This window comes from Chthoniobacter flavus Ellin428 (assembly GCF_000173075.1).
Taxonomy (GTDB): Bacteria; Verrucomicrobiota; Verrucomicrobiia; order Chthoniobacterales; family Chthoniobacteraceae; genus Chthoniobacter; species Chthoniobacter flavus.
The window spans coordinates 156,332-182,004 of sequence record NZ_ABVL01000001.1 but is presented as its reverse complement, the minus strand read 5'-3'; the positions used below and the strand labels follow the sequence as shown (position 1 = coordinate 182,004).

At 62.3% G+C, this 25,673-nt stretch carries 21 protein-coding genes and 1 pseudogene; 7 read left to right on the top strand and 15 right to left on the bottom strand.

Features of this window, described 5'->3' with window-relative positions; all coding sequences use genetic code 11:
* Positions 1-26: 26 nt before the first annotated feature.
* From CFE428DRAFT_RS00785 to CFE428DRAFT_RS00775, 3 genes are read right to left on the bottom strand one after another with little or no spacing between them, the layout of a single operon-like run.
* On the bottom strand, positions 27-2,588 hold the full coding sequence (locus tag CFE428DRAFT_RS00785) for a tetratricopeptide repeat protein (RefSeq protein WP_042724171.1): 2,562 nt from the start codon (positions 2,586-2,588) through the stop codon (positions 27-29).
* Entirely contained in the window at positions 2,585-3,001 is a 417-nt protein-coding gene (locus CFE428DRAFT_RS00780; protein ID WP_006977492.1) for an ExbD/TolR family protein, read from the bottom strand. The genes CFE428DRAFT_RS00785 and CFE428DRAFT_RS00780 overlap by 4 nt, the downstream gene beginning before the upstream one ends.
* 12 nt (positions 3,002-3,013) lie before the next feature.
* Positions 3,014-3,964: a MotA/TolQ/ExbB proton channel family protein gene (locus CFE428DRAFT_RS00775; protein WP_006977491.1), complete on the bottom strand. Its 951-nt coding sequence runs from the start codon at positions 3,962-3,964 to the stop codon at positions 3,014-3,016.
* 225 nt (positions 3,965-4,189) lie between these two features.
* Here CFE428DRAFT_RS00775 and CFE428DRAFT_RS00770 point away from each other — a divergent pair, with 225 nt between their 5' ends.
* The gene (locus CFE428DRAFT_RS00770; protein ID WP_006977490.1) at positions 4,190-6,073 is read left to right on the top strand and encodes a UvrB/UvrC motif-containing protein; all 1,884 of its coding nucleotides are present in this window, start codon (positions 4,190-4,192) and stop codon (positions 6,071-6,073) included.
* Here the strand turns inward: CFE428DRAFT_RS00770 and CFE428DRAFT_RS40830 are convergent.
* Positions 5,967-6,464, bottom strand: a pseudogene (locus CFE428DRAFT_RS40830) (phosphopantothenoylcysteine decarboxylase domain-containing protein); the annotation flags it as partial. The gene CFE428DRAFT_RS00770 and the pseudogene CFE428DRAFT_RS40830 overlap by 107 nt on opposite strands.
* A 67-nt stretch (positions 6,465-6,531) precedes the next feature.
* On the opposite strand from CFE428DRAFT_RS40830, the gene CFE428DRAFT_RS36835 reads away from it, so the two are divergent.
* Positions 6,532-6,744, top strand: coding sequence for a hypothetical protein (locus CFE428DRAFT_RS36835; protein WP_006977488.1), 213 nt, complete (start codon positions 6,532-6,534; stop codon positions 6,742-6,744).
* Positions 6,745-6,847: 103 nt separating this feature from the next.
* Here the strand turns inward: CFE428DRAFT_RS36835 and CFE428DRAFT_RS00755 are convergent, their stop codons facing one another.
* The 10 genes from CFE428DRAFT_RS00755 to CFE428DRAFT_RS00710 all read right to left on the bottom strand — a co-directional run bounded on the left by CFE428DRAFT_RS00755 (position 6,848) and on the right by CFE428DRAFT_RS00710 (position 18,280).
* Entirely contained in the window at positions 6,848-8,659 is a 1,812-nt protein-coding gene (locus CFE428DRAFT_RS00755; protein ID WP_006977487.1) for a prenyltransferase/squalene oxidase repeat-containing protein, read from the bottom strand.
* A gap of 4 nt (positions 8,660-8,663) precedes the next feature.
* Entirely contained in the window at positions 8,664-9,077 is a 414-nt protein-coding gene (locus CFE428DRAFT_RS00750; protein ID WP_006977486.1) for a thiol-disulfide oxidoreductase DCC family protein, read from the bottom strand.
* A 9-nt stretch (positions 9,078-9,086) separates the two neighbouring features.
* Positions 9,087-9,986: a prenyltransferase/squalene oxidase repeat-containing protein gene (locus CFE428DRAFT_RS00745; protein ID WP_042724169.1), complete on the bottom strand. Its 900-nt coding sequence runs from the start codon at positions 9,984-9,986 to the stop codon at positions 9,087-9,089.
* 27 nt (positions 9,987-10,013) lie between these two features.
* A complete protein-coding gene (locus tag CFE428DRAFT_RS00740) occupies positions 10,014-10,415 on the bottom strand; it encodes a type II toxin-antitoxin system death-on-curing family toxin (RefSeq protein ID WP_006977484.1) in 402 nt (133 codons plus the stop codon).
* Positions 10,412-10,609 (bottom strand): hypothetical protein, encoded by a 198-nt coding sequence (locus CFE428DRAFT_RS00735; RefSeq protein ID WP_006977483.1) that lies wholly within the window; start codon positions 10,607-10,609, stop codon positions 10,412-10,414. Before CFE428DRAFT_RS00735 ends, CFE428DRAFT_RS00740 begins: the two co-directional genes overlap by 4 nt.
* A 54-nt stretch (positions 10,610-10,663) precedes the next feature.
* Positions 10,664-12,436 (bottom strand): polyprenyl synthetase family protein, encoded by a 1,773-nt coding sequence (locus CFE428DRAFT_RS00730; RefSeq protein WP_006977482.1) that lies wholly within the window; start codon positions 12,434-12,436, stop codon positions 10,664-10,666.
* Positions 12,437-12,533: 97 nt separating this feature from the next.
* Positions 12,534-13,751 (bottom strand): hypothetical protein, encoded by a 1,218-nt coding sequence (locus CFE428DRAFT_RS00725; protein WP_042724168.1) that lies wholly within the window; start codon positions 13,749-13,751, stop codon positions 12,534-12,536.
* Positions 13,752-13,996: 245 nt separating this feature from the next.
* Entirely contained in the window at positions 13,997-17,236 is a 3,240-nt protein-coding gene (locus tag CFE428DRAFT_RS00720) for a M56 family metallopeptidase (protein ID WP_006977480.1), read from the bottom strand.
* A gap of 8 nt (positions 17,237-17,244) precedes the next feature.
* The gene (locus CFE428DRAFT_RS00715; RefSeq protein WP_042724167.1) at positions 17,245-17,634 is read right to left on the bottom strand and encodes a BlaI/MecI/CopY family transcriptional regulator; all 390 of its coding nucleotides are present in this window, start codon (positions 17,632-17,634) and stop codon (positions 17,245-17,247) included.
* A 232-nt stretch (positions 17,635-17,866) separates the two neighbouring features.
* Positions 17,867-18,280, bottom strand: coding sequence for a hypothetical protein (locus CFE428DRAFT_RS00710; RefSeq protein ID WP_006977478.1), 414 nt, complete (start codon positions 18,278-18,280; stop codon positions 17,867-17,869).
* Positions 18,281-18,441: 161 nt separating this feature from the next.
* Between CFE428DRAFT_RS00710 and dtd the strand changes: the two genes are divergently transcribed.
* The 3 genes from dtd to CFE428DRAFT_RS38590 all read left to right on the top strand — a co-directional run bounded on the left by dtd (position 18,442) and on the right by CFE428DRAFT_RS38590 (position 21,547).
* Positions 18,442-18,894 carry a D-aminoacyl-tRNA deacylase gene (gene dtd, locus CFE428DRAFT_RS00705; RefSeq protein WP_006977477.1) on the top strand — a complete coding sequence of 151 codons (453 nt, stop codon included), beginning with the start codon at positions 18,442-18,444 and terminating at the stop codon, positions 18,892-18,894.
* A 68-nt stretch (positions 18,895-18,962) separates the two neighbouring features.
* Positions 18,963-20,333: an FAD-dependent oxidoreductase gene (locus CFE428DRAFT_RS00700; protein ID WP_006977476.1), complete on the top strand. Its 1,371-nt coding sequence runs from the start codon at positions 18,963-18,965 to the stop codon at positions 20,331-20,333.
* 467 nt (positions 20,334-20,800) lie between these two features.
* Positions 20,801-21,547, top strand: a complete 747-nt coding sequence (locus CFE428DRAFT_RS38590) for an EF-hand domain-containing protein (RefSeq protein ID WP_006977474.1) — start codon at positions 20,801-20,803, stop codon at positions 21,545-21,547.
* A gap of 504 nt (positions 21,548-22,051) precedes the next feature.
* Here CFE428DRAFT_RS38590 and CFE428DRAFT_RS00685 read toward each other — a convergent pair.
* Positions 22,052-23,398: a hypothetical protein gene (locus CFE428DRAFT_RS00685; protein ID WP_042724248.1), complete on the bottom strand. Its 1,347-nt coding sequence runs from the start codon at positions 23,396-23,398 to the stop codon at positions 22,052-22,054.
* Between the two features lie 126 nt (positions 23,399-23,524).
* Between CFE428DRAFT_RS00685 and CFE428DRAFT_RS00680 the strand changes: the two genes are divergently transcribed.
* Both CFE428DRAFT_RS00680 and CFE428DRAFT_RS00675 read left to right on the top strand, forming a co-directional pair.
* A complete protein-coding gene (locus tag CFE428DRAFT_RS00680; protein WP_006977472.1) occupies positions 23,525-24,784 on the top strand; it encodes a serpin family protein in 1,260 nt (419 codons plus the stop codon).
* Positions 24,785-24,996: 212 nt separating this feature from the next.
* A complete protein-coding gene (locus tag CFE428DRAFT_RS00675; RefSeq protein ID WP_006977471.1) occupies positions 24,997-25,539 on the top strand; it encodes a hypothetical protein in 543 nt (180 codons plus the stop codon).
* The last annotated feature ends 134 nt before the right edge of the window (positions 25,540-25,673 follow it).

Below are 25,673 nucleotides of genomic sequence, written 5' to 3'. Positions count from 1 at the left end.
TGCCAAGCGCCAAGCGTGGGCGGCGCCTACTTCGTCCCCGAGACATCCTGCTGTTGCAGGAAGCGGCCGGTTTTGTATTCGGGGTAGCGGCTCTTGAGCTTGTTCAGCGTCTTGTCGGCCTCGGCGGGTTTGCCGGCGGCGCGCCAGGCGACCACGGCCTTTTCCAAGGCGCGCGGGGTGATTTCCGGATCGTCGAGAATCACCGCGACGCTTTCGTAAACCTTCGCCGCTTCGTCGAAATTCTTGCGGGCCATCTGGATGTCGCCGGCCACGATGCGCGCATTGCCGCTCCATTCGCCCTCGGGTTGCAGCGTGAGCGCTTCGTCCACGGTCTTCTGTGCTTCGTCGAGCGCAGTGAGACCCATCTGCGCCTGGGCGAGCAGGAGCAATCCTTTGCAGCGGGGCACGGGCAGCTTGGTCGACTTGAGATAAGTGTGCAGGGAATCCGCGGCCTGCTGGTTTTGCGGAATTTCCAACTCGGCTTGCGCGAGGAGCAGGAAATCGTCGGGCATGACCTCTTCGCGCTGGGTCAGCATTTGCAAATACTTCTCCGCGTTCTTCAGGTCGAGCAGGCGATCCGCGTTGTCCTGCGTGGCGTGGCCCGCCTCGTAAAATTTCGTGCCCAGCCAGCGGAGGATTTCCGGCGGCACCTTGGTCTTGCCTTCCTTGGCGTAGCGATCGACTTCGCGCGCGGTGGCGACGCGGTCCTCCAGATAGTACGGGCAGAGCAGGAGGCGGATGCCGGCTTTCTCGCCCCATTGCTCTTTGTCGAGCTTGCGCGCCTCTTCCAGCGCGGGGATGGCTTCCTTGTAATTTTTTACCTCAAAGGCCGCCCAGCCGATCCAATAGTTCGCCTGCGCGCGCGCGGCAGTCTCGGGGAATTCCTTCAGCAGTTGCTTGAAGCTGAGCGCCATGGCGGAGTTGTTGCCCTGCTGGCCCTCGATGAGCGCCTTCTGCTGGAGCGCGAGCTCGCGCTGCGGCGCCTTCGGGAAGCTCTTGATGATCTGCTCGTAATCCTTGAGCGCGCCGGTGAGGTTTTTCAGCGACTGCTCGGCGAGACCGCGCTGGAGCAGCGCATACGGCACGAGCTTGTGCGTCGGGTAGGCGGTGGCGAACGATGTGAAGGTCTTGATGGCGGCCTCCGTGTTCTTGGCCTGCAACTGGCACCAGCCGAGGCGGAAGAGCGCTTCCGCCTTGCGATTGCCGGTGAGCTGATGCGAGAGCTCGAGCGTGGAGTAGATGGCCATGGCGCCTTCCCAATCCTCTTTCTTGAAGAGGATCTCCGCTTTCATGAGCAGCGCTTCGTCGCGCTTGTCGGCGTCGGGATTGGCCGCCAGATATTTGTCGATCTCCCCGACGAGCGAGGCGTCATTGGCCGCGTAGAGCGTGCGCAGCCGTTCGTACTGGGCTTCCTTGTCGTAAACGCTGCCCGGAAATTCCCTGGAAACTTCGCCGAAGAGATTCAACGCCTCGGCCATCTTGTTCAACTGCCGTGAAGCGTTGGCCGCGAGCAGGAGGAGCTGGGGTTTGACGTCGGGCGAGACGTCCTTGTCCATCTTGTTGTAGGCGTCGAGCACCTGCTGGGCTTTGCCGGCGTCGGAAAGAATGCGGACCTGGCCGAGCTGCGCGAGTTCCTTCCACGAGCTCTTGCCGGGGAGGGCGAGCGCGGCCTTGAAATCCGCCTCGGCTTGCGCGGTCTGTGGCGGCTCGAGTTCCAGCGACCACAGGCCGGATTGTACGGTGGCCTGGAGTTTCAACTCCGGGTTGGTGGTCTGCTTGGCGAGCGCCTGCATCTGCTTGATCGCCTCCGGATTGCGGCCGCTCTCCTTGAGCAACAGGCCGAGCGAGAGGCGGCTGGCGTCGTAAAAGGGATTGTCTTTCTCCGAGGAAACGAGGTCCTCGTAGGTGCCGCGCGCTTCCATCTTCTGCCCGAGTGCCTCGAGGCAGCGGCCGGTAAAGAATTTCGCCGCGTTCGCCACGGCCGGCTCCCGCAACCGCACCGAGGCCTTGCGGTAGAGCGTCAGGGCATCGCGATACTGCTTGTCGGCGTAATAGAGATCGGCGAGCCGATAGGACGCCGGGCCGATGAATTCCCCGCTGGCAAATTGCGCGAGCAGCGTCTCGTAGGCGTTCTTCGCGGAATTGACGTTGCCGATATGGCGGTAGCATTCGCCGAGGCGGAAGAGAGCGGTCGCGGTATCCGGAGCGTTTTTGTAGAGGCCGAGATACTTTTCGTACTCTGGCGCCGCCATCTCATACTGCTTCTTCTCGTAATAGTTGTCGGCGAGACTGAGCTGCAGGGCGTCGGGCGTGCCCTTGGCCTGCGGGGCGATGGTGATGTCGCCCGGCTCGGGCGCGGCCATCGGCTTGGGCGCCGGCACGCTCTCCGGCGCCGGTGTGGCCGTGGGTCTCTGCACGGGGATGGCCCGCGGAATGGGCTTCACCGGAATGGCGCGGGGAATCGGCTTGTCGTCTTCGTTCAGCCGGAAAGGCTTGCGCACGTCTGGCGTGTCTTGTTGGGCAGCGAGGGGAAGTTGCGCCAGGCCGAGCGCGACGAGCATCCAACCCGCGATAGGGCGACGTTTCATTCCGCTTTGGAAGAAGTGGCGAAGGCGACGTTCCAGATATTGGCCGCGCGGCAGGTATCGAGCACGCCCGAGATAAAGCGATAGGGCACACGCTCATCGCCGCGAATGATGATCGCGTAGTCCGGATAAATATCCGCCAGTTCCTTGAGCCGCTTGGTGAGCTCGGGCAGCGGGACGGTTTTCTGGTTCCATACCACCGCGCCATCCGCCCGCACATTGATGACCGTCTGGTTCAGGACAGGATTGGTTTCCTTGGCGTGTTCCGCCGCGGGCACCTTCACATCCAGCTCATTCTCCTTCCGCGCAAAGCTCCACGTGACGATGAAAAAGCAGAGCAGCACGAGGAGGATGTCCACCATCGGTGCGATCTGGAAGCCGAGAACATTGGGCTCGGCGCGTCGGCGGAGTTTCATGGGAAAAGGGGCCTAGAATTCCTCGTCGACGGCGACGCGGGACTGTTCGCGCTTCTTGTTAAAATTCAGCGCGATCAAGCCGAGGATGTGGGCGGAGGCGATCTCGAGATCGGAGATGAGGCTCTGCACGCGATTGCGGAAGAGCGAGTAGAAGAACATCGCGGTGATGCCGAGCACGAGGCCCGAGGCGGTGGCGACGAGTGCCTGGGAGACGCCGCCGGCGAGGAGCATGTCGCGCGATTGGCTGGCGTCCTTGTGCGCGAGATCACCGAAAGAGCTGATGATGCCGATGACGGTGCCGAGAAGGCCGATCATCGGGGCGAGCATGCCGATATCCGCGAGGTAAACCGTGCGGTGCTGGAGCGAGGCCGCCTGGCTGGCCGCCTCGGTCTCGGCGATTTCGCGGACGACCTCATAAGAAGCCGTTGGGTTCTTCGTGGCAAAATCCAGGGTCCGCTGCACCACGCGGGCGACGGCTTCGCCATGGCGGCTCGAGATGGCCAGCAGGCCGAGGTAGTCCCGCTTCTTCAGCAGGACATCCGCCGTATTCATATAGTGCGGGGTGAGGATGGCTCCCCGGCGCAGCGTAAAGAGATAGGTGAAAACGAGCATGACCGTGACCACGGAAAGGAAGCCGATGGCCACCATGACCCAGCCACCTGATTCAATGAGCTTCCACAGGGTGACGGGATTGAAGCCGCCGGAAGTGGGCGGAACGAGATAGTTACCGCCGGAGCGTCCGCCCGAGCCGGACGAGGAATCACCCGAGGAATTCGAGGCCGCGGCGGGAGCCTTGTCCCGGGCGCCGTGATCGTTGATCGAGGTGATCGCGTTCTCTTTGCCAGCGGGCGAGGTTTGCGCCAAAAGGACGCCGTTTTCCACGGGAGCAGGGGAAACGGCTTCCTGGCCGAACAGGGTGGCGGCGCCGAACATCAGGGCCAGGAAAGGTGCGGTGAAGTTCATGAAATTAGTCAGCCATTCTAGCGGGTAGGGAGGAGGATGCAACCTCCAGCCCAATGCCAGAGTAAATTCTTAGGTGTTTTTGCCCAGACGTCGAAGGGCTTTTGGCCCGCCCGGCACCCTAGTGATACCGGTGGGACCACTGTTTATTCGAACGGGAGGTGGGATTTGCGGGCCAAAGGGCTTCGTGTGACATATTGCCGAGTTGCCGTTAGATACTGTTCGCCGATGCCCGTTCAACCCACGAAGGCCGATTTTAAGGCCAAAATGCACGATGTGCCCCACAAACCGGGGGTCTACCTGATGCGCGACCGCTTCCACCGGGTGATCTATGTGGGCAAGGCGCGCAACCTCCGCAAACGGGTCGGCCAGTATTTCACCCCCAGCCGCGCGATGCGTGCGGACCTGAAGACCCGGGCGCTCCTCGACGCGATCTGGGATTTCGAATGGCACCTCGTGGGCAGCGAACCGGAGGCGCTGTTACTCGAAGGCCGGCTCATCAAGGAATTCCGGCCGCGCTACAATATCAGCTTCCGCGACGACAAACGCTTCCTGCTGGTGAAGGTCGACATGCGCGAGGAGTGGCCGCGCTTCCGGCTCACCCGGATGAAGAACGATGAGAGCGCCAAGTACTTCGGCCCCTTTGCCCATGCCGGGGCGCTGCGGCAGACGCTGGCGTTCATGCGGAAAAAGTTCGGCGTGCTGACGTTTGGCCGCGGCAACCCGAGCGAGCGTGAGTTGAAGTCATCGACGTATCAGGTGCCGATGAAGCTGGCGGACACGACGATGGAGCAGTATCGCGAGCGGGTGGATCGGGCCTGCGAATTCCTCGCCGGGCAATCGAAGGAACTCCTCGAAGCACTGGAACAGGAGATGAAGAAAGCGGCCGCGGCGCTGGATTTTGAAAAAGCCGCCGAGCTGCGCAACATGCTCGATGACCTGCGCAAGACGACCAAGCCGATGGCCCGCTACACGCGGGACATGCGGCATCGCCTCGGCGTGACCAGCACCGTCGATCCCGTGGCCGATCTCGCCGCGCTGGGCGATGCGCTTGGCCTCGGTGGGCCGCCGCGCCGGATGGAGTGTTTCGATATTTCCAACATCAGCACCACGCACATCGTCGCCAGCATGGTGTGTTTCGTCGATGGCCGGCCGGCGAACTATCTCTACCGGCGGTTCCGCATCAAGACGGTGGAGGGGCAGGACGACTTTGCCAGCATGGGCGAGGTGGTGCGGCGGCGTTACACGCGCGTGTTGCACGAGGCCGCGGTCGGCGCCTCGCGCGCGCCGTCGTCGAAAGCGGAGAGCGAAGAGCACATCGATTACGCTCCGCAATTTTCGCAGGAAAAGTTGCGCGACGCCGTGGCGCGGGTGGGCGATGAGCCGGAGACGCCCGGGGTACCGCGGCTGCCGAGTCTCATCATTGTCGACGGCGGCAAAGGCCAGCTCAGCGCGGCCTGCCGTGAACTACAACGGCTGCGCCTCGAGGAAGTGCCGATCATCGGCCTGGCCAAGGAATTCGAGGAGATCTATCGCCCCGGCCGCCCGCAGCCTTTGCAACTGCCGCACGACAGCGGCGCGCTGCAACTCCTGCAGCGCATCCGCGATGAAGCCGCACCGCTTTGCCAATGGCTATCACCAGTGCTCATGAAGCGCCGCATTGCCGAGAGCATCCTCGATGATTGCCCCGGAGTTTCGCAGCATCGCAAACAATTGCTGCTGCAAAAGTTCGGCAGCGTCGCGCGCTTGCGGCGTGCGACCGCCGAGCAGATCGCCGGAAACCGAAGGTATCGGCCGCAAGCTCGCCGAGCAGGTGGTGCAATTTCTCGCCGAGCGATCGTAGCTCCTTCTACTTCTTCTCCTTCGTCTTCAGCCACTTCGAGAGATGCTGGCAGAGTGCCGGCTTGTCCGCGAAATGCACCGGCTTCGTATGCGGCTCCAGAAATCCGAAGCCTCCGCCGTACGCCGCGCCATTCATCACACACGCATCGGTGTGACTCTCCGTCAGCTGGCGAATTGCTGCGGCCAGCACATCGGCCCGGCTGCCCACGAGCTCGTATTTCCAGCCGACGATACGGCTCTTCGGAAACAGCTCGCGGAGTTTGTGAATGAGCTTCAGGTAAGGCGCGAGCGTGATCGTGAGCTCGCCGGCGCGGCTGGGAATTTTCGAGGCCGCCACCGCGTTGCCAGCGGCGGTGTGCACGCTCTTCACCCGGTAATCCACCAACGCCGCCGCATGAAAAACGGCGCCGACGGTTTCACGCTCGGGCAAGACCTCGAGCTCGGATTGCAAATGGTGATTGGTGCCAAACGGCACCACGCGGGCACCCGTGACCCGCTCCACGGTCGTGGCGCCGACACCGCGATAGCACACCACTTCGCAACCGGATTTCGCCAGGTGATTCGCCAAAAGCGTCCCCAGCTCTCCGGTGGAAAAATTGGTGATCCTCCGCACCTCATCGATTGGCTCGTAACTGGGCCCGCACGTAACTACAACTCGCATAAACTTCGCACTGATTTCACGTGCTCCTAGGCTTGCGCTCCGCGGATGGAACCGCAACCTTTTCTTCATGGATCGTGCAGAAGCCATCACCCAAATTCGCGCCGCGTGCCTGCAAATCGCCAGCGGCGTGACGAATATTCACCCGCTGCTTCCCGCGCTCGCCGATGAACCGACGAAAGCGGAGATCGTGAAAGCGCTCTTCGAGCTTACGAAAAATGTGGAGGTTGTGAAAAAGCAGGTGATGCGCTTGGAAAAGCGCGATGACAGTTCTCTCACGTAAGTAGTTCTCTGCAGATGTTTCCGAATCGGAGTTAGAAGTTATCGCTCTGTCGATGTCGGGAACACGCGTCGACATGAAAGCGACAGCGCGCCTCTCTCCGAGGTCAGGTCTCGGAGGTCGCCCGGTGAAGTCCAGCCGGCGTGTCGCTTTCTGACTCACCCACGCGCAATGCCGCGACTCGCCCCAATGCGCCGACGGTCCAGATCTGTGGATAAAGGCGTTCGTAGTACCAGAGCTTGGCGAAATAGAAACCGATCGGCGCAGGTTCGCGCCACGTGTCGGCTTCGATTTGTTCGGTCAACCACGCCGCGCCGCGATCGGTGGCGCTGACGTGCCCGGTGCCGGCGAGTGCTTCCACCGCGAGCGCCGTTTCTTCGACGGAGACGGGACCATTCTTTGCACCGCTCCAGCCGCCGGAGATGTCCTGTCGTTCCACGAGCCAGCACAACGCACGCTCGAGCATGCCATTCGGGAGCGTGAAATCGCGGTTTAATAATTCGCGCAACGCGATCACCACCTTGGCCGTGCCGTAGAGTGGGTTTTCATCATCGGGCGCGTGTTCGTTGCCAAACCACAGCGGCAGCCACGAGCCGTCGGTACGCTGATGGGTGGCGAGGAAATGAATCGCTTTCGTGACGGCTCGAAGGGTGCGCCGCTTCAGCGATTCATCGAGCTGTGGCAGCCACGCTGTCCACGCGCGCAGGGTGTGCGCGGTGAGATCGGGTGAACTGCGATCGAAAGGCAGTGCGCCCCAGCCGCGGCAGAAAGTGGGAATGCCGCCGTCGCGATTTTGCAGGTCGAGCAGCCAGCGCACGCCTATCTGACCGGCCTGGCGAGTGGGCGCATCGACGACGCCGAGATGCAACAGCGCGAGGAGCGCCCCGGGCGTGTCATCCGCGTCGGGCACGCCGCCAGGAAGATCGGTCCAGGCCCAACCGCCGGGCGCGGCGTGGGTGTAAGGATGCTCCACGACGTACTGCTGGCCGAGGAGCCATTCGCGGAGGGTCAAAGCGCGTTCCGGCGAGAGCGCGCCCGGCTGATGCGCGAGGGCCTTGATCGAAAGTGTCGTGACCCACGTGGCGAGGTTCGTGTCGATCGCCCAACTGCCATCGCGCTGCACGCTCGCTTGTAGAAAACTCACCCCGCGACGAGCGACAGGATGTTGGGCCTCACCCGCGGAAGCGAGCGCCATGGTGACGAAGCTGGTCAGCGGCGTCGCTTCGAGGAAACCGCCGTTCTGTGGCTGGATCGATTCGAGCACCTCCAGCGTGCGGGCCCGCGCACTTTTGCGGAGCCCGTTCAAGAGCGGATTCGTCGGCGGCGCGTGGTGATGGATGGCCTGTCCGATCGCGATGAGCGCAGGCAGTGCGTAGCTCACCACCGGCAGTTGCAATGCACCGAAAAGCTGATGCGGCAGCGCCGCCAGTTCGAAAGGCAGCGCCGGAATTTGTGACCAACTCACCCGACCACAGATCGCCAGATGCATGAGGATCGGCACGGAGAACGTGCGGTCTTTGCCGTAGCGAGCCTCGATGGCCGGCACGAGTTGCGCCATCGATCCCGCCGCTCGCGTGAGCCACGCCTCGGCCTTCGCCGCGCTCTCCGCATGCTCCGTCGAAGTGCTCACCGCCGCCCAGCAAAGCGCCGTCGTGCTAATATTGCTGCGGCTCTTCACTGTGTCGCCCCAGCCTCCGTCGGCGTTCTGATGCTGCGCCAGCCAGCGCATGCCACCGGCGATCAACTCGCGCTGCTGCTCCCGATCGACGGCACCCAGCGCGACGATCGCTGTCGCCGTGGAAAGCGCGCTGCTGGAAAGTTCACCGCTCCAATGACCGGCGGGATTGAGCTCCGTGAGGAGCGCCTGCGTGGCCTTGGCCAGCGCCGCTTCGAGCCGGGAGCGGGAAAGTGTTTCCAAACGACTAAGCCAGCTTGTCCTGTTCGCGTTTCTTTGCCGGCAGAATGGCGCAGGCGTCCTTGCAGCCAAAGATGCGGCTGAGGAGGAGACGATTCCGGCTCACCCACTGGTAGACGATTTCCGCGATGAGAATCACCCCGGGAATCCACAGAAACAGCGCCACCGGCACGAGCAACGGCAACCGCATGCCGACAAAACGAATCGCCCGCGCGCCACGATAAATACGGCCCTGCGGGGTGACGCAATGAATGGCCTCCAGCAAATCCTCGCGCGTGAGTTGCGGCGCCACTTCCTGCGCCCGCGGATCACTGAGCGGCACCAGCGCGAGCACGCCAAACCAATCCAGCCAGCTCAGCATCTTCATCTGGAACACGCACATCGGACAATCGCCGTCGTAGAGGATGATGTGCTGGGTCATACCAACAGCTTAGACGCTGAGATGCCCGAGCGCCAGCAGGCCGTAGAAGGTGTATTCGGCGTCGAGATGGTCGTCGGCCCAGTGGCCGTGGAAGCCGCCTTCGGCGTCCCAGAGGGTGTCGATGAAATCGAGGCAGCGTTCGCGGACGGCCGGTGGCACTTCGCGTTCGAGACAGGAGAGCGCGTGCAGGGTGGTGGCCGTGGAGAGGAGGTCGGGCATCGGCGCGTTCGGCATGGCGAGGAAACCACCTTCGGGGTGGAGTTGTGCGAGCAGCCAGTCGCCGACGCTTTGGTTTACCGGGATGCGGAGTTGATGGAGCAACGTGACCGCGGCGGCGGTGGCGTTTGTGGAGCCGATTTTTAGACCGCGTGCGTTGGCCCAGGCGCCGTCCGGCGTTTCGAGGAACTTGAGGCACTGCACCATGCGCAACGGGTCGGGCAATTCGCGGCCCAGATCTTGATACGCGCCAAGGGCGACGAAACAGCCGTAGGCGTTGCCGTGTTCAGCGCTGATGTCCGCTTCGTAACCACCATCGCGGGAGCGATGCTTTTCAATGCGGGCGAGCACGGCATCGGCGAGGCCGTGGGGCGCGTGGTCGAGACCGATCGCCGCCCAGCAACGGGCCAGCGCACTGAGGTGGACGAAATCGAGATCGGCGCCATCGCCGAAGCTGCGCAGCCAATGGCAGATGGCAGATTGCCGATGGTCGATTTGCTCTTCCGCCTGCATGGCCTGCAGACCGGCGAGAGCAAAGATCGTGTAATAGAGATCGGGCTTTCCCCCGCGATCCATCGCGCCCCCCTCCGGTGAAAATTGTTTCGCCAGAAACGGCCGCACCAAATCGGCCGATTCTCCGAGCACCTTCGGCGCGACGCGCGCGATTTGCAGCATTTGCAGACGGAGGCTCACGGGCGGATTGGTCGCTTGCTGCGAAAGCTATTCCAGAAGGCCGCTCCCGGTAGGAAATGCCGCACGGAAAATTTCGGCCAGCGCTTCCTTGCCACATCGCCTTTCGGCGATTTCGATCATGACTCGATACAACTCCTCCCACTCGTAGAGCGCCACCAAGTTGTTGCGCTCGAGGAAAGCAAGGGCCGCAGCCAGGCCGGTGCGTTTGTTTCCATCCAGAAAGGCCTGCGCTTGGGCAATGTGAAATGCGTACGCCGCGGCGACGTCGAAAAGATCGCCGCCACCGTAGTAGAATGTGTTCTTGGGCTGCTCGACCGCGGATTCGACTCCACCTTGATCGCGAATACCGTGCAGGCCGCCATACCGTTGCAGGGACAACACGTGCAACGTTTGCACTTCCGCAAACGAAAGAAAAATCGGCTCGCTCACTCAGCCAGTTTCCGAAAGAGTGGGTCGTAACGATCAAAAATACGCGAGGCGATCGATTCGATCGGTTCGGAAGCGTTTCTTTGAGCGGTGCGCGGTGGTTGGGCGTCTACGTGCGTATGCACAAAGCGGGACACTTCGCGCTGCTCTTCCGGCGGCAGGGCCTTGATCTGCTCGATGATTTCGGCGGCGGACATTGGCTAGACACTACTCGCGAAGCGGCTTCACAGCAAGCTTCCGTGGGCCCCGGCTTACGCCGAGGCCAGGGCCACGCCACCGAGGTTCTTTTGCTCGAATTCCTTGCACCAGCCTTTGATTTCCGCGTCGTTGAAGATCTTGCCAATGACGCGGCGGAGCAGGCCTTTCAGGTTGGCGTTCTCGACGTCGCGCAGGGAGCGGATGGCTTCTTCCTTATAGCTCTCGAGCAGGGTACGGCAGCGCTCGTCGGCGCGGAGCTCGAAGTAGAGCGCTTCGATTTCCGCCGGGGTGGCCGTGGAAAGGCGGCGCCAGTGGGCTTCGAGGGCAAGCTTCTGTTCGGCGCGCTTTTCGGCGAGCGATTTGTCGGCGCCGCTGGCCTCGAGATTCGCGCGCTCGAAGGCGACGGCGAGGAGGAGGCTGGGGCGCAGACCGGCGATGTCGTTCGTCTCGCCGCTGGCGCCGAGATCGCTGAGGTCGTCACGGATCTGATAGGCGATACCCAGCGCTTCGCTGTAGGCCTGGAGCACTTCCTCGTGTTCCTCGAGCTGGCCCGCGTAGACGGTACCGAGCTGCAGCGCCACGCCGAAGGCGGGCGCGGTCTTTTTGCGGAAAATATCGAGTACCTCGGTCGAGGTGAGCGGCTGCGGCTGGCGGGCCCAGACGAGTTCGGCGCCCTGGCCGCGGCAGAGTTCGCGCTGACCCTCGGCGGCGATGCGCAGCATGGCGACCTTTTGCTCGGGACTGGCGTTGCACGCTGCGAGCAGGCGGTAGCCTTCGCCGATGAGCAGGTCGCCGACATTGAGCGCCACGGCGATGCCGTGTTCCTCATGTAGCGTCGGCTCGCCGTAACGCTGCGCGTCGTTGTCCTCGATATCATCGTGGATGAGCGAGGCCTTGTGGAAGCATTCGACCGCCACGGCGACCTTGCGCAGGTCATCGGGAATCGGCGCGCCGGGCGTGGTCCGCAGCGCCTGATACGCGGCCACGGTGAGGAACGGCCGCCAGCGTTTGCCGGCGCGGCCGAGCCACTGGCGCGAGATCTTCTCCGTCTCGCCCTCGGCGGGACCCATGATGGAGTCGAGATTGAGCGGGGTGAACCAGAAATCGATGTCGTCGCGGAGCTGGCTCAGGTCGAGACGGCGCGTCTGGTCGTCGCTGGTCAGGTGGATGTAATCCCACACCCAATCAAGGTCGACATTGGTATCGATGCAATCGTCCTGCAGCAGCGGGACAGCGACGCCAGGGATGGCCGCCGCTTCCATATAAGGAAACGCGCGCTCCAGCACGCTGAGGCAGCTCACGCCAACGATGGCCTCAATCTTGCCCGTCTGGATGAGCGACATGACGATCGCACTGCCCTCGGCCACCAGCACTGCGTAGCCGAGCCGCTCGGCCTCGGACTGCAAATCCTGAATGGTGCACAGCCCGCACTGCTTGCAAAGGAGGCCAAATTCATCAAAAGGCGCCGGGCAACGGTCCTCCACACGGAGGCATTTCGGTAAAAGCAGCAGACGACGCTCGAAAGGGACGGCGGCGAGCTGCTCCCGCCACATCTCGTTGTTCAGCAGGACGCCGATGTAATCGCGGTAAATCGGGTCGCACTGGAATTGCGCTACCAGCTTGTCCGCATGGACCTTGATATCATCCGCCGGCAACGGCGGAACTGGCTTTTGCTCAGCTACATACGCACGGACCTGCTCCAGGATGTACTGCCGCTGGATGGGGGTCTGCGGAATGTTTTTCTTGGGGGAACGAATCTTTTGCTGCGGCACCGGACGCGGAAGCGTAAAGGCAACAGGGGGGGCGGCGGGCACGTTGGACGACATCGGGCGGGAGTATCTTTCACCCGCGCCAATCCGGCAACCGGCAAGTTTATTAGCGGGACGAACGCGGCAGTGAGATACTGTTCCTTTAGCGGAAAGATCAAAGGCCCTTCTGTTTATCCATAATGATCGCGCGAAACTCTTTGAGAATCCGTTGATCAGAGGCGTCGGACATTTTGACGCCGTCGAGCTTTTCCAGCGCTCGCTCGAATTGCCACGCCGCACCTTGGACATCACCTTCGCCTCTCAGGGTGAGACCTCGCAAGAAGGTCGTCATGATATCGGTCCGTTCGGGTTCCGAGGCGCCTTCCAAATTTGAAAAGGGCCACACCACGGTCGAGCGCAAAGCGCCCTCGACGACAAACTGGCCCCGAGGCCCCAGTCCCAACTGAAGATCGTCGCCCTGCGTCAACTCCGCCCCGTGCCAGATTTCGACATGCCCGGACGCCTGGGCTCGCGCGGTCGCGGTGTCGTAGCGGATTTCGTCGGCAACAATGGTTAACCCTTCGCCATTCAATACCGCGTGGTCCTCGGCCAGAATGACGCTCCCTTCCCGGCGAACCGAAGCTGCCACCATCTTCGGCGGTTTTACCGCCCTCTCCTTTCGAGGCTGAAGAACGATCCTATCCGGCTGAGCCATCAATTCCATCTCTGCCGCCCCGGCCACATAACGCAGCGCCTCGGCCAGCGAGATCCCTCTCAAGGACATGGACATCCTGGCAAAGTTTTCGGGACCGGGCTGGAGGAGGAGGTTCACGCCCCTCTTGCCGGGATCGAGTTCAGCGGATTTCTTCTGAAGAAATTCCACTGCTTCTAACGTAGTCGCCTGGCGCAATTCCAACTGCGGAATGCTCAATGCCTCCGCTTTCTTCCATGCCGCACTCGGTTTGGCCATTTTGACCTTGGGTGGAGCGACTCCAAAGACGAATGCATTTTGTTCCAAGGTCAGCTCCAGATTCACCAAAGCGGCAATCGATCGCGCTGCGTCAAGGAGAGAGACGTCTTTCAATTCCAGAGTGAGCCGCGGTGGTCTGGCATCGGGAGGCAAATTTAGAACCAAATTGAAGAGACTTCTGTTGGGAGAGAGTTCCTCAGCCTTCTTCCGAAGGAAATCGAGGGCCTCTCCAAGCGTCGCCTCCCGGAAGTCGAGCCGGGGAATAATGATCCGGGACGCCGCGTCCGCCGTTGGCCCGGTAAATGAGACGGCTCGGGCAGCAGCAGGAATTCTATCAGCACCGACACTCAACGCTTGGGGACAGGGCGATGCTACGAGGAGGGACCATGCCATCGCCGGCAACAAAGGAAAAATACCTTTCATCTGGGGAGAAGGCTAGATTAAGGCGCTGCGAGGTCCACAGCGAAGCGTCAAATGCCGCTGTTCCGTCTACCGCTTACCACCCCGCTTTGCAAAGCCGAGAGCGCCGCACACATAGCAGGCACCTGAGGTTAATAGCGCATTGCGACGGTTACATTCCCGAGCCCAACCCGAAGAAAAGCTATTCCACCCATGGATTCGTGAGAGCTTCCGTTCCGGCGGCCTTTTCCGGCCTTCCCCGAGGCAGGCTAATGCGAAGGGATGTTCGTGCGGTGGGGACCCCGGACCTTGATACTTCCCGTCTCGAAAGTGACGTTGATCTCTTCGCCCTGAACCAGGTTGACTCCGTCTTTCACCGCGACATGACCGATGAAATCCGCCGAGCGCGTATCGGGGTGGTAAAGAATGGTATCCGCTGCCACATGATATTTGCCGAAGGCCAACCGGGCGTTTCCCTCGGCGATTGCGACTCCGTTTTCCATGTGGGTTTTGTCAGATTCGATTTCCACCGGCCCTTCCTCTTTGGAGGCCGTTTTGACTTTCGGCATCGCCGCGCTCGCAGGGGCCGGCGGCCCGAGAACCACCGCATTCTTCTCGGCCTTCATCTGCAGGCCCGCCAAACCCGCGACATAATGCAGTGCTTCGATCAACGGTATATTCGTCAGGGATAGCGTGATGTGCACGTCGGCCCCTGCGCCGGGCTTCACCACGATATTGATGCCGGTTTTATCCGGATCGAGTTCCCTGGCTTTCATGCGAAGAAAATCAACCGCCTCGCGGAGCGTGGCATCGCGGAACTCGATCTCCGGAAGGATGATCTTCGTGGCCTTATTCAACGTGGGACTTTCGGCCAGTGCCTCGGGCTTCGCCGATTCTGACACCGCGGGTGGTGTTGGAGCCGCATCGAGTCCGGGAATGGGTGGCGGAGGCCCGCCGGCCCCCCGGGCGTCGCCATTCGTCGGCTGAATCACCAACGCATCCGGCAGCACCGTGAGTCCCACTGCGGCGAGGTCCGTAACATACTTCAGGGCCTCAATGAGCGGGACATTCGAGAGGGACAACGTGATCCTCATATCATTCGACTCGACGCCGGGGTTTGACGCTGATTTCACACCCGGTCTGTCCGGATCGAATTCCATGGCCTTTTTCCGCAGGAATTCGAGCGCCTCGTTGAGCGTGGCTTCGCGGAATTCGATCTTCGGGATGATGATCTTCGTCGCCTTGGCCAGCATGGGACTCTGCGTGCCGGCGGGCCCGGCGCTGGGGCCGGCATTCGTCGATGCGCCCGGGTGAGTTTCGCTCTGCGCCGCGTTCGTTGCGTTGGCAGCGGTCAGCTTTTCGACCATCGCCTGGCGTTTGGCGGCAGAAGGCTGGGGATCATCGAGGAAGGTGCGCAGTTCCTCCGGCAGCGGCTGCCGGCCCATGATGACGAGATAAACATGGCGTAAGAACTCAGCGTCCCCGTCGCGCGCCGTCAGCTTTTCGATCGCTGCCTGACGCTTTTGAGCAGAGGGCTGCGAAGCATCCTGAAACGCGCGCAATTCCTCGGGTGTGGGCTGCTGGTCGGTGATCTCGAGATGGATGCGGCGCAGGAACGCCTCGTCCGATTCCGGAACGACCTTGAAGGCTCCACTGACGGCCACCATCTGCTTGGGGCCGTTGAGGTCCAACGTGCCATGGAGGACCAATTCCCCCTGCGCCCCCGGCGACCCCGTAGCATCCGAGCCAGTTCCGGCAGCCGCCGATGCCGGTGCGATGAGTCGCGGAGAAATGAAAACCATGATCCGTTTTCGCGATGCGTGCTTTTCGAGGGCTTTGGTATCCGCGGTTTCCGGCAGATCCGCGATTTGGAAGGTCTCGCCGGATTTCAGGTTAACGGTGCTTTCTTTCCGGCGCTCCGAGTAGATTCCCTTCGATCGATGGCCGGGCACCACTGGCGGCACCTCCACGTTGCCATCCGCCGCTGTCCTGGACGCGAGAATCGTTTTGCCGGTATCCAGATCCAGGAACCCGAGAAACTCGACCACGCTGGAAATGGCGTGCACTTCGAGCGTGCCGTCTCTGCCAAGGCGCGGTTCCACTTCCAGCGAAATGCCGAGATTCTTCGTTTCGAATTTCGTTGGCTTCCAGGTCCCGCTTTCCTTTCGCCATTCCCATTCCGTTGGGGTGCGGAATTCGCGGACCGCTTCCACCACGGCACGCTGGTTCGCGCGTGTCGTCACCCGCGGAGAGGATAAGATATCCACTCCCTTCTTTTGGTTCAGCGAGCGGATGATCAATTGAAACTGCGGGTCCGTGAAAATCGTCGGCCGATCGGCCTGCCCCTCGGCGTCTCCGGCTTGCACGTCCGAGCTCTTCGCCACAGGCGAGTGGATCTCGACGAACTTTGCCTCGATCTCGATTTGCGGGCTGGCCGGATGGAGAGATTTGGTTTCCGTATCTTTGGTTTCGGGCGTCGGCTTTTGCTCGTCGCTGCGCAATTGCGCAGCCGTGCTGAGACCGAGTACGCCGGCGATGGCGAATGAGCCGCAGGCGACCGCGAGACGGCTGAGCGGGCGGCGATCGCGATAGCCATCGACGATGGCACGAACGCGATCCTCGAGCGTGGAGGGGCAGGCCATGGCCACCGCCTGGCGGACGAAGAAACCGTGCGTGAGGATCTCGCGAGCGGCGTTGACCAGTTGTGAGGCGTATTCGTCGGCCGGTGTCCCGGCGCGGAGCACGAGGTCATCCGCAGCGAGTTCCTGCGCCACGCGCAAGGAACGGGCGAGCATCCAGACGAGCGGGTTTGGCCAATAGAGCGCGCAGGCCACCTGGGCAAACCAGCGCGTGAGATAGTCGTAGCGGGCGATGTGCGCGGCCTCGTGACGAAGCGCGGCGAGGATCCACGTGTCGCTCCATTGCAGCGCGGACCTGGGCAGGAGCATCACCGGACGCAGGCTGCCCCAGGTGACGGGCACGCGGCATTCCTCGGAGAGGCGAATCTCGGGGCGGCGCCGGAGCTGGAGTTCGCTGAGCGCGCGGCTGAGCAGGAGGCGAATGCGCGGATCATCGAGCGGAGTGCTGCGACGCATCAGTCGATGCAGACGCCAGCTCCCGAACAAACGATAGCCGAGCAAAATCGTGGTGCCGCTCAACCAGGTGCCGAGGAGGATTTTCCGCCAATCGAGCGGAGCATGCGTGGGCGGAGGCGCGATCGGGAGTTCCATCGGCGAGGCCATTTCGACCGGGGCCATCGGAATGACCGACGGTTTCGCTTTGACAATGAGCGCGGGTTTCGACGGGTTGAGCGGGATTCGCCAGAACGGTGCGACCAGTCGAGTCAACGGCAGCATCATGACCGTGGCCAGCGCAACCAACCACACGAGGTGTCGCTGGGCGGCGGTGGTTCCGCGCCAGGCGCGAGCGAGCAGAGCCGCGGCGAGGGTGATGAGGGCGCTCTTGGCGAGGAGTTCGCCGAGGATGGGGAGGACGGATTCGGTGTTCATGGCGCGGGTTATTTGGACTTGTTTTTCACGGCGCGGATGATGGCCTCGATGCGTTCGAGCTCCTCCGCGGAGAGCTTGCCGCCTTCGGCATCGACGAGCGCGGCGACCGCACTCGAGAGCGAGCCTTCGAAGAAAGTTTTCACCACCCGTTGCAACGCCGAGCGACTGGCTTTGCCGCGCGGTTCGGTGGGCAGGTAGATATAGCGGGCGCCGTCCTCGCGGTGCTTGAGATGGCCCTTTTCCTCGAGGATGCGCAGGAGCGCGCGGACGGCGGAGTAGCTGGGGGCATCGGGCAGCGCTTCATGGACTTCGGCCGCCGCCGCTTCACCACGGGCGTAGATGATGTCCATGATTTGCCGTTCCCGCCGGGAGAGAGAATGTGCGGATCGATCAGGCATGCTAAATTTTTAGCACACGATTCCGCGCGGCCAAGGAAAATGTGCTAAAAATTTAGCATAAGCATTTTGGAAGACCCGAAACGCTTCCAAGAAGGGGAGCATAGGGGCAGCGGCCTCCGGCCGCTGATCGTCAACCCGCCGGCGGCAGGATGCCGCGGCCACACTCTCCGCGCACAAAAAAACCGGCACCCAGTTTCCCGGGTGCCGGTGAAAGATTTTTGCGACTAGCGGATTATTTCTTCTCCGTCTTGGCGGCCTTCTTCTCCAGCGGGCCGAACTTGGTGATCTTCACCACTTCCCACTCGGTGTCGCTCTTCTTGATGCGCAGGCCGCTCACCCAATCGCCGACCTTGATATCATCGAACTTCGCGTCGGCCTTGCCCTGCTTCACCTCGGTTTTGTCGGTGAGGACAAACTTCACTTCCTTGCCGTCCGCATTCTTGTGGGTGAAGGACTTGCCGGCCACGTCGATGGTCGTGACCTGCGAGTGCATCGGAATCGGCTTGGCGACCGCCGGAGTCGCGGCCGGGGACGGAGTCGCCGCGGCGGGCGCGGTGGCAGGCGCGGATTTCTTCGCAGCCAACGTGACCGACGGGACGCCGGCGACGAGTGCGGTGAGAGCAATGATACTGAGGAGTTTTTTCATTTAGTTACCTCGGAGGATTGGGTTAGGTGTAATAGCTACGAGGGACCACGCAGCCGAATTGAGCCACGCTTCCCAGAGGCATCGCTAAGAGAAGTTCCATGGGACGTCAAGCGGCAATTCCCCGCGTGACGGTGCGGCGGGAGATGCTTAACTCAGCGCCCATGCGCGCCGTCGTCCAAAGAGTGAGTTCCGCCTCCGTGACCATTGAAAATGAAGTAACTGGAAAGATCGATGGCGGCCTCGTGGTGCTGCTTGGGATCGAGGAAACCGACACCGCGGAAGACATCGAATGGCTGGCCGGGAAGATCGTGAATCTGCGCGTCTTTCGGGACGACACCGGGGCGATGAATCGCAGCCTGCTCGACGAAGGCGGCGGCATCCTGCTCATCAGCCAGTTCACCCTTTTCGCCAGCACGAAGAAAGGGACCAAGCCGAGCTGGCATCGTGCGGCCAAGCCACCCGTGGCCGTCCCGCTCTACGAGGCGATGATTGCGAGACTCACCACCGCCCTCGGCCGGCCAGTCGCCACCGGTCGCTTCGGTGCCATGATGCAGGTCGCGCTGGTCAATGATGGCCCGGTCACGCTCCTGCTCGACACCAAGGACCGCGAGTAGCGCCGCCGCTTTCTTCCGGCCAATTTTCCGGCACATTGCGGGTAGTCCCTGCGCCCCCTTTTCGCGCTATGCCCACTCCCACTCGCCGCTCCTTTTTGCAAACTGCCGGTCTCGTTGCCGGCGCCGCCGTTATCCCGCGCCCGGCCCGCGCTGCTGAATCGCGCACGGACTGGCCTTCGCTCGAAGCCGACGTGCTGGTCTGCGGTGGCGGTTGCGCGGGGCTCGGGGCGGCGCTCTCGGCGGCGCGCAATGGGCAGCGGACGATTCTGATCGAGCGGGCTGGTTTTGCCGGTGGCATTATCACCGCAGTAGGGCTGCCGTTCTTCGATGGCATCGCGGATATCAAGGATGGCCGCATCGTCGTCCGTGGCATCGGCCTGGAATTGCTGGCGAAGTCCGGCGCGTGCGAGGCGAACGCCACCCACCTCAAGACGCACAATCCCACGATCCACAACGTCGAGGCCTTCAAGGTGCTCGCCGATAAATTGCTCACTGCGGAAAAGGACAAGCTGCGCGTATTGTATCACTCCTCGGCCTGCGGCGTGGAGATGGATGGAGAGCGCATCGCCGCCGTCCTCGTGGCAAACAAAGCGGGCATCACCCGGGTGCGCGCCAGGCAGGTGATCGATTGCACGGGCGACGCCGACGTGGCCGCGTGGGCGGGTGCGCCGACGGACAAAGGCGCGGAACTTCAACCGCTGACCCTGCACTTCCGGATCGGCAACGTGAAGAAGACGCCGAACATGTCCAGGGCCTGCCGGGTGGCCCTCGAGAAGGCGCATGAGCGCGGCGAGTTGCCCATGTATTACGGCCCAGGCGTGATGTTCATGTTCGCCCCGGATGAAATCTATGTGCACGGCGTGCGCGTGCCGGGCGATGCCAGCGATCCCGCCGACCTCACGCGGGCGGAGATGCAGGGCCGCTCCGATGCCTGGGCGATGTTCGAGGCCTGGAAGCGCGATGTGCCCGGTTTCGAGGATTCCTATTTCATGACCAGCGGGCCATTCATCGGCGTGCGCGAGACGCGGCGCATTGTCGGCCAGCATGTGCTCGATGAAAAAGAGATCCTGGCTACGACCGCCTTCGACGATGCCATCGCCACGGGTTGCTGGTATCTCGACATGCATCCCAACAAGATTACGACCGGCGGCGCGAACGCCGTGCCGAAACAGCAACCCGCGCCGTACGACATTCCATATCGCTCGCTGCTGCCGCAGAACGTCGATAACTTGATCGTCGCCGGCCGTTGCCATTCCACCACCCGCCTGGCGCAGAGTTCCACGCGCGTGACGGTCACCGCCATGGCCCTCGGCGAAGCCGCCGCGGTCGCCGCCGCGCTGGCCAACGAGGGTCGCACCAGCCCGCTGAAGATCGACGGCCGCGACGTGCGCAAGAAATTGAAGACGCAAAACGCCGGACCGATCCAGGATCTCGCGTAAGAGACTGTGAAATAAATAAACCTTCCTCCTCGCGTGTCATTCTGAGCGGAGTGGAGGGAGTGTAACGACTGGAACGCAGTCGAAAGCCGAGCTTGCGAGACGCCTATGGGACTGCGGGGCAAACCCGGCGGAACAACCAGCGATAGTCTCTGGTTTGGCGACATTTACACTTCCTTAACAATTTCGCGGCACAGCGGCCGCGACTGGCGGCGTTTCGTCTGTGAATGCACGCCCCTCGTCACCCCCGGAATCGTAATGCGGTCTTCGCTCTGAGCCGTCGCGCCACGGCGAATGCTTTTGCGACATTGCACGGGCGAAATCATTTCGCCCTGGGCGAGTGCGATTTTCACGCCACGCCAACTCTCACCGCGCGGGAGCACTTCGGCCGTTCCCACCATCCCTTCTCCAGCATCGCGCTGCCAGGTGGCTGGCGCGCTGCGCGGTAGCTCAACCCAGAAACCAAACCTATGATCCGAAACAAACACCTCCTCCTCGCGCTCGCCTTTTCAGCCAGCGCTGCTCTCGCCCAGCCGCCCGCGGGCGATCAGCAAAATAATCAGCAGGGCCAGGGCGGTCCGCAAGGCCGCCAGCAGGGCAATCGCGAACGCCGGCCGCCGCCGCCGATCATTGCCGCCCTCGATACCAACGGCGATGGCATCATCTCCGCCGACGAAATCGACAAGGCGCCGGAGTCCTTGAAGAAGCTCGATAAAAACGGCGACGGCAAATTGACCATGGACGAACTGCGTCCGCCGCGTCCGGAAGGCGACGGTCCAAAAGGGCCGAACGACAACCAACAGCAGCCTCGCGGCCAAGGCCCCGGCAATGGCAAAAGTGGCGGCCCGCGTCGCGGCCAGGGCGGCGGTGGAGGCAATGGTCAAGGGCAAGGTCAGGGTCAAAACCAGGACGGTCCCGGCAACCAGCAGGCGGGTGGTCCGCAAGGCCAGGGACAAGACGGGCCCGAGGGCCGCCGGCGTCCGCAGTCGCCGATCATCGCGGCGCTCGACACGGATGGTGACGGCGTCATTTCCGCGGAAGAGATTGCCAACGCCTCCGCTTCGCTCCGCAAGTTGGACAAGAACGGCGACGGCCAACTGACCCCGGATGAATATCGCCCCAAGCCGCCGAAGCGTGAGGGTCCGCAAGGCGACCCCAACGGCAAGCGTGGCGGCAGCCCGCAGGGGCAGGGGAACAACGACGGTGGCGCGCAGTAGCAGCTCACGAAAAATCACCTTCCCGCATACGCGTCGGCTGTGCCAATTGTCACAGCGGCCAGCCGGCGCGTCATGGGTTTGCGATGGGGAAAGCAGGCTACGAATAAGATCGGGCGTGACGTGACGCGCCAGCGTTTTGGAGATGCGGCGCTGCTGCGCCGCTTTCGGAGAGGGCAAAGCGGCGGTACGCTGGCCCCTACCCACAGACATTCCAAAACGGCGCGCGGCCTAAGCATTACCCACAAATCGGTTGACCGCGACGAAGGGGACACCTGGGAGGGGCGACTTCCTAGTCGCCCTGCGTCGCGGAGCGACGCCCTCAAAGAGAGGCGCTGCGCGCATTGGTTTTCCGGTCAGCGACTAGGAAGTCGCCGATCCCAGTGGCGCCATCCCCTTCGACGTTTAAACACCACGCAAAGATGTGGGTAATGCTGAGGCAGCAGCGCCGCACTCTCCAAAAACGCCAGCCCTCCTGGCCAACGGTTTCGGATCTCCAAGCGCGACCTACTCGCCGGCGAAATGGATCGCGCGAATGCGCACTGCGCCGCCGGCGTGATCGGCGGGATCGAAACGCAATTGCGTGATCGCGCCGCGATACTCCGGCGAATCCGCCAGACGCACGCGATATTCGTGGAACGCGCCGTCGGATTTCCCCTCGAAGCGCAGCGAGCGTTTTTCGACAAATCCGGGTTGCTCGAGCGATGACCAAAAGATCTGCGCGCGCGGTGCGGCCACGCCCTCAAATGCCGCCTCGATGATCAGCACCGGCGCATTCTCCGCGCTGGCCACAAAGCGCGGGCTGATGATGGCGGGGTCGTCCTGATTGAGCTGCACATCGAGCGCATCGTGGATCGGCCAGCCGGAATCGAGCGCGCGCTCGTAATGCCAGCCCTGCCGATCGGCGGCGAATTGCCACGCGGGAAATTCCGCGCGCGGTTGCCGATAAACGTGGGCGCGGATTTCTTCCACCGTGCCGAGCACGAGATCGTAGCGGTATTCGTGCGTGATGTTGTGGTCGAGCATCTCGAGCCGCCCCGGCGCGAGATAACCGCACGGGTTGTCCTTCGGCCCGCCGGCCCCGGGCTTGGTATTGAAGCCGCCGACGAAGTGCACGCATCCCGGATTCCACACGCCCAATCCCCGACCCGAGTCATCGACCAGCGCGCTCCAGTTTTCCGTCGCGTCCCATTTGTTCCAGCGCGGCGGCGGCATGGCTTCGAGCTGGCTCACCGCCTCATTCGTGAAGGGCTTCGCGCCGGTGTAGCTGATGATGCGATACCACGGGCCATTCGTGTAGACCGCGGGCAATTCCTGCCCGCGCGGCGGATAAAGCGTGTGATCGCTGCGCGCATTCACCAACCGGCAACGCGCATGTACGACCGGGCCGTCGAGTTCGAGCCAGCTTTCGAACGTGCACTCGCCGGGCACATCGTCGAGCGGCCATTGCATGGGGATGCACTTCACATAGAGCGAGTGGCCGTCGTTGCGCTGCTCGAGCAGGCGCGGGCGATGATGGAATGCATCGCCGGCCTGGATCGGATTCCATCCGAGTCCTTCCCAATATTTCGACGGTCGCTTTTCGCCGACGATGAAAGGCACCGGCCCAGCGTAGTACGACATCTGGATTTCCCGCCCCAAGTCGAAGCTGTTGATGACATTCGGGTGATCGCCCGAGCGCGAAAGCCAGGTGATGGAGCCGCCAAGTTGCAGGTCGACACCGAGACGGATGACGCCGTTGTCGATCCAGCTCATCTGTGATGCCGTCTCGTCAGCGTGGGCGGAACACGCGATGCCCAGTATCAAGGCGAGCGGCACCAGGAACAAAGCGTGGAGGGAAGTCCGTGATTGCATTTGGCGCGGCTGCATCGCGAAAAAGCGGCGCGGAGTCAAACCCGCAAGCAGTCCCGAGCGCCGTCGAGACCGCGCTTTCCTCTCGCGGCCGGAGAGCTTACCTTGGCGGCGAATCGGACCGTTTCCATGAAGACTTCTCTTCTGCTTCTCCTGTCGATTTCCGCCCTGCTCATGAACGTTCAAGCCGCAGATTCCAAGATCGCCTCCGGAACGGTGAACGCGCTCGGCGTGGATCTCTATCACGCGCAAGCCCACGGCGACGGCAACCTGCTGCTCTCGCCCTATTCCATCCAAAGCGCGCTCGCCATGACCTATGCGGGAGCCGCTGGCGACACGCAGGCCGAGATGCAGCGCGTGCTCCATTTTCCCGCGGATGACAACGCCCTGCACGAGAGTTTTTCTGTACTCGGACAAGCGCTGGCCCAGACGGCGAAAAAGACGGTGGATCGAATCGCGGAATCCAAGAAATACGGCGGCCCGAGCACCCCGATTGAGTTTGATCTCGCCAATCGGCTTTTCGCGCAACGTGGCTACGATTTCCGTCCGTCCTTTCTCGATCTCGTCAAGGAACGTTACGGTGCGGAACTCGAACAGATGGATTACAAGACGGACCCAGAGGGCGCGCGGAAGACGATTAATCAATGGGTCGAAAAACAGACCAAGGAGAAGATTCGCGATCTCATTCCGGCCGGAGCCATCAAGCACGATGCCCGTCTCACTCTCGTGAATGCCCTCTACCTGCGTGCGCCGTGGAGTGATGAATTCAACGCCAAGGCGACCACCAAGGAGAAGTTCCTCGTGCATGGGCGCGAATCCGCGGAGGTGCCGATGATGCAAAAGGAAAGCCACTGCGGCTATGCCAGGCGCGAGGGGTTTCAGATCGTCACGCGCCCGTATGTCGGTGGCGAATTGCAATTCGTTATCTTGCTTCCGGATGACCCGGCCGGTCTTGCCGCCATGGAGAAGCAGCTCACGCCGAAGCTCATCGAGGATTGCGCGCATTTGAGCTCGCAGAAGGTCATCCTGCATTTGCCGAAGTTTCGCCTCGAACCTCCGACCATTCCCTTGGGCGAGGATTTGAAAGCTCTGGGAATGAAGACGGCCTTCGACGATCCGAAAGGCAGCGCCAATTTCGATCGCATGGCGCCACGCCGGCCCAACGACTACCTCTACATCAGCGCGGTGCTGCATAAGACCTATCTCGCACTCGACGAAAATGGCACCGAAGCCGCCGCGGCTACGGCCGTGGTGGTAGCCGCCGGCATGGCGATGATCAAGCAACCGCCGCCGGTCGAAGTGCGCGTCGACCATCCATTCCTCTTCATGATCCAGCACGTCCCGAGCGGGGCGTGCATCTTCATCGGCCGCGTGACCGACCCTCGATAACGAAGGGAGGCCTCTTCCGAGGCGGCGGGAGGAAAGTGGTAGGACTCCTGTCACTCCCATCCTCCGTGTTTCTGCTATCAGGGCCAGCCGCCGGGCTGGGCGTTGATTCGCGGTTCAGCAAAATATTTCCAAATCGCTGTCCTAACCGCTCAGGCCCGTTCGTCATGAGGATGTAAGTGCAACCATTCACCTCACACGAAAAACCACATCCTATGAACTCCAAGATCACTACCCTCTGTGCCACCCTGCTTCTGGCCGCCACTGCCTGGCTGCATGCCGGCGAGCCCAATCACTTCGGCCAGGCTAAACCCGGCTCGGCGGAGCTCGAGCGCCTGAAGACGCTCGTCGGTACCTGGTCGGGTAAAGTCGACATGGGCCAGGGGCCCATTGACATCAACGTCGAATACCGTCTCGTGGCGGGTGGCAGTGTCCTCGAGGAGCGCAGCGCTCCCGGCACGCCCATGGAGATGGTGACGATGTTCTACGACAAGGCCGGCAAGCTCGCCGCGACGCATTACTGCATCCTCGGCAACCGCCCCGAGATGGCGCTGAAAACGTCCGACGCGAATTCGATCACCCTCGATTTCGATTCGTGCTGCTCGATCGATCCGAAGAAGGAATCGCACATGCACGGCATGACGCTGCGCTTCGATGACGCCAACACGATCACGACGAGCTGCAAAGCGATCATCGACGGCAAGGAAGCGCAGGACCACCAGTCGACCTTCAAGCGCGTGTCCACCGCCGCGAAGTAACCATCACCCAACCCAAGGAAACACCAAGGGCAGCCGCCCGGGACGAGGAGCCCGGCGGCTGCCCTATTTTTGGATCACCATTCCTGCTTTCATTCGTTGAACATTCCGTTCATGGATAGGCCCGCAAATCACCT

Excerpts from the sequence above, each read along its gene's own strand:
- CFE428DRAFT_RS00785 (WP_042724171.1), bottom strand. The coding sequence starts at position 2,588 with ATGAAACGTCGCCCTATCGCGGGTTGGATGCTCGTCGCGCTCGGCCTG.
- CFE428DRAFT_RS00780 (WP_006977492.1), bottom strand. The coding sequence starts at position 3,001 with ATGAAACTCCGCCGACGCGCCGAGCCCAATGTTCTCGGCTTCCAGATC.
- CFE428DRAFT_RS00775 (WP_006977491.1), bottom strand. The coding sequence starts at position 3,964 with ATGAACTTCACCGCACCTTTCCTGGCCCTGATGTTCGGCGCCGCCACC.
- CFE428DRAFT_RS00770 (WP_006977490.1), top strand. The coding sequence starts at position 4,190 with ATGCCCGTTCAACCCACGAAGGCCGATTTTAAGGCCAAAATGCACGAT.
- CFE428DRAFT_RS36835 (WP_006977488.1), top strand. The coding sequence starts at position 6,532 with ATGGATCGTGCAGAAGCCATCACCCAAATTCGCGCCGCGTGCCTGCAA.
- CFE428DRAFT_RS00750 (WP_006977486.1), bottom strand. The coding sequence starts at position 9,077 with ATGACCCAGCACATCATCCTCTACGACGGCGATTGTCCGATGTGCGTG.
- CFE428DRAFT_RS00735 (WP_006977483.1), bottom strand. The coding sequence starts at position 10,609 with ATGTCCGCCGCCGAAATCATCGAGCAGATCAAGGCCCTGCCGCCGGAA.
- CFE428DRAFT_RS00730 (WP_006977482.1), bottom strand. The coding sequence starts at position 12,436 with ATGTCGTCCAACGTGCCCGCCGCCCCCCCTGTTGCCTTTACGCTTCCG.
- CFE428DRAFT_RS00725 (WP_042724168.1), bottom strand. The coding sequence starts at position 13,751 with ATGAAAGGTATTTTTCCTTTGTTGCCGGCGATGGCATGGTCCCTCCTC.
- CFE428DRAFT_RS00720 (WP_006977480.1), bottom strand. The coding sequence starts at position 17,236 with ATGAACACCGAATCCGTCCTCCCCATCCTCGGCGAACTCCTCGCCAAG.
- CFE428DRAFT_RS00715 (WP_042724167.1), bottom strand. The coding sequence starts at position 17,634 with ATGCCTGATCGATCCGCACATTCTCTCTCCCGGCGGGAACGGCAAATC.
- CFE428DRAFT_RS00710 (WP_006977478.1), bottom strand. The coding sequence starts at position 18,280 with ATGAAAAAACTCCTCAGTATCATTGCTCTCACCGCACTCGTCGCCGGC.
- dtd (WP_006977477.1), top strand. The coding sequence starts at position 18,442 with ATGCGCGCCGTCGTCCAAAGAGTGAGTTCCGCCTCCGTGACCATTGAA.
- CFE428DRAFT_RS00700 (WP_006977476.1), top strand. The coding sequence starts at position 18,963 with ATGCCCACTCCCACTCGCCGCTCCTTTTTGCAAACTGCCGGTCTCGTT.
- CFE428DRAFT_RS38590 (WP_006977474.1), top strand. The coding sequence starts at position 20,801 with ATGATCCGAAACAAACACCTCCTCCTCGCGCTCGCCTTTTCAGCCAGC.
- CFE428DRAFT_RS00685 (WP_042724248.1), bottom strand. The coding sequence starts at position 23,398 with ATGCAATCACGGACTTCCCTCCACGCTTTGTTCCTGGTGCCGCTCGCC.
- CFE428DRAFT_RS00680 (WP_006977472.1), top strand. The coding sequence starts at position 23,525 with ATGAAGACTTCTCTTCTGCTTCTCCTGTCGATTTCCGCCCTGCTCATG.
- CFE428DRAFT_RS00675 (WP_006977471.1), top strand. The coding sequence starts at position 24,997 with ATGAACTCCAAGATCACTACCCTCTGTGCCACCCTGCTTCTGGCCGCC.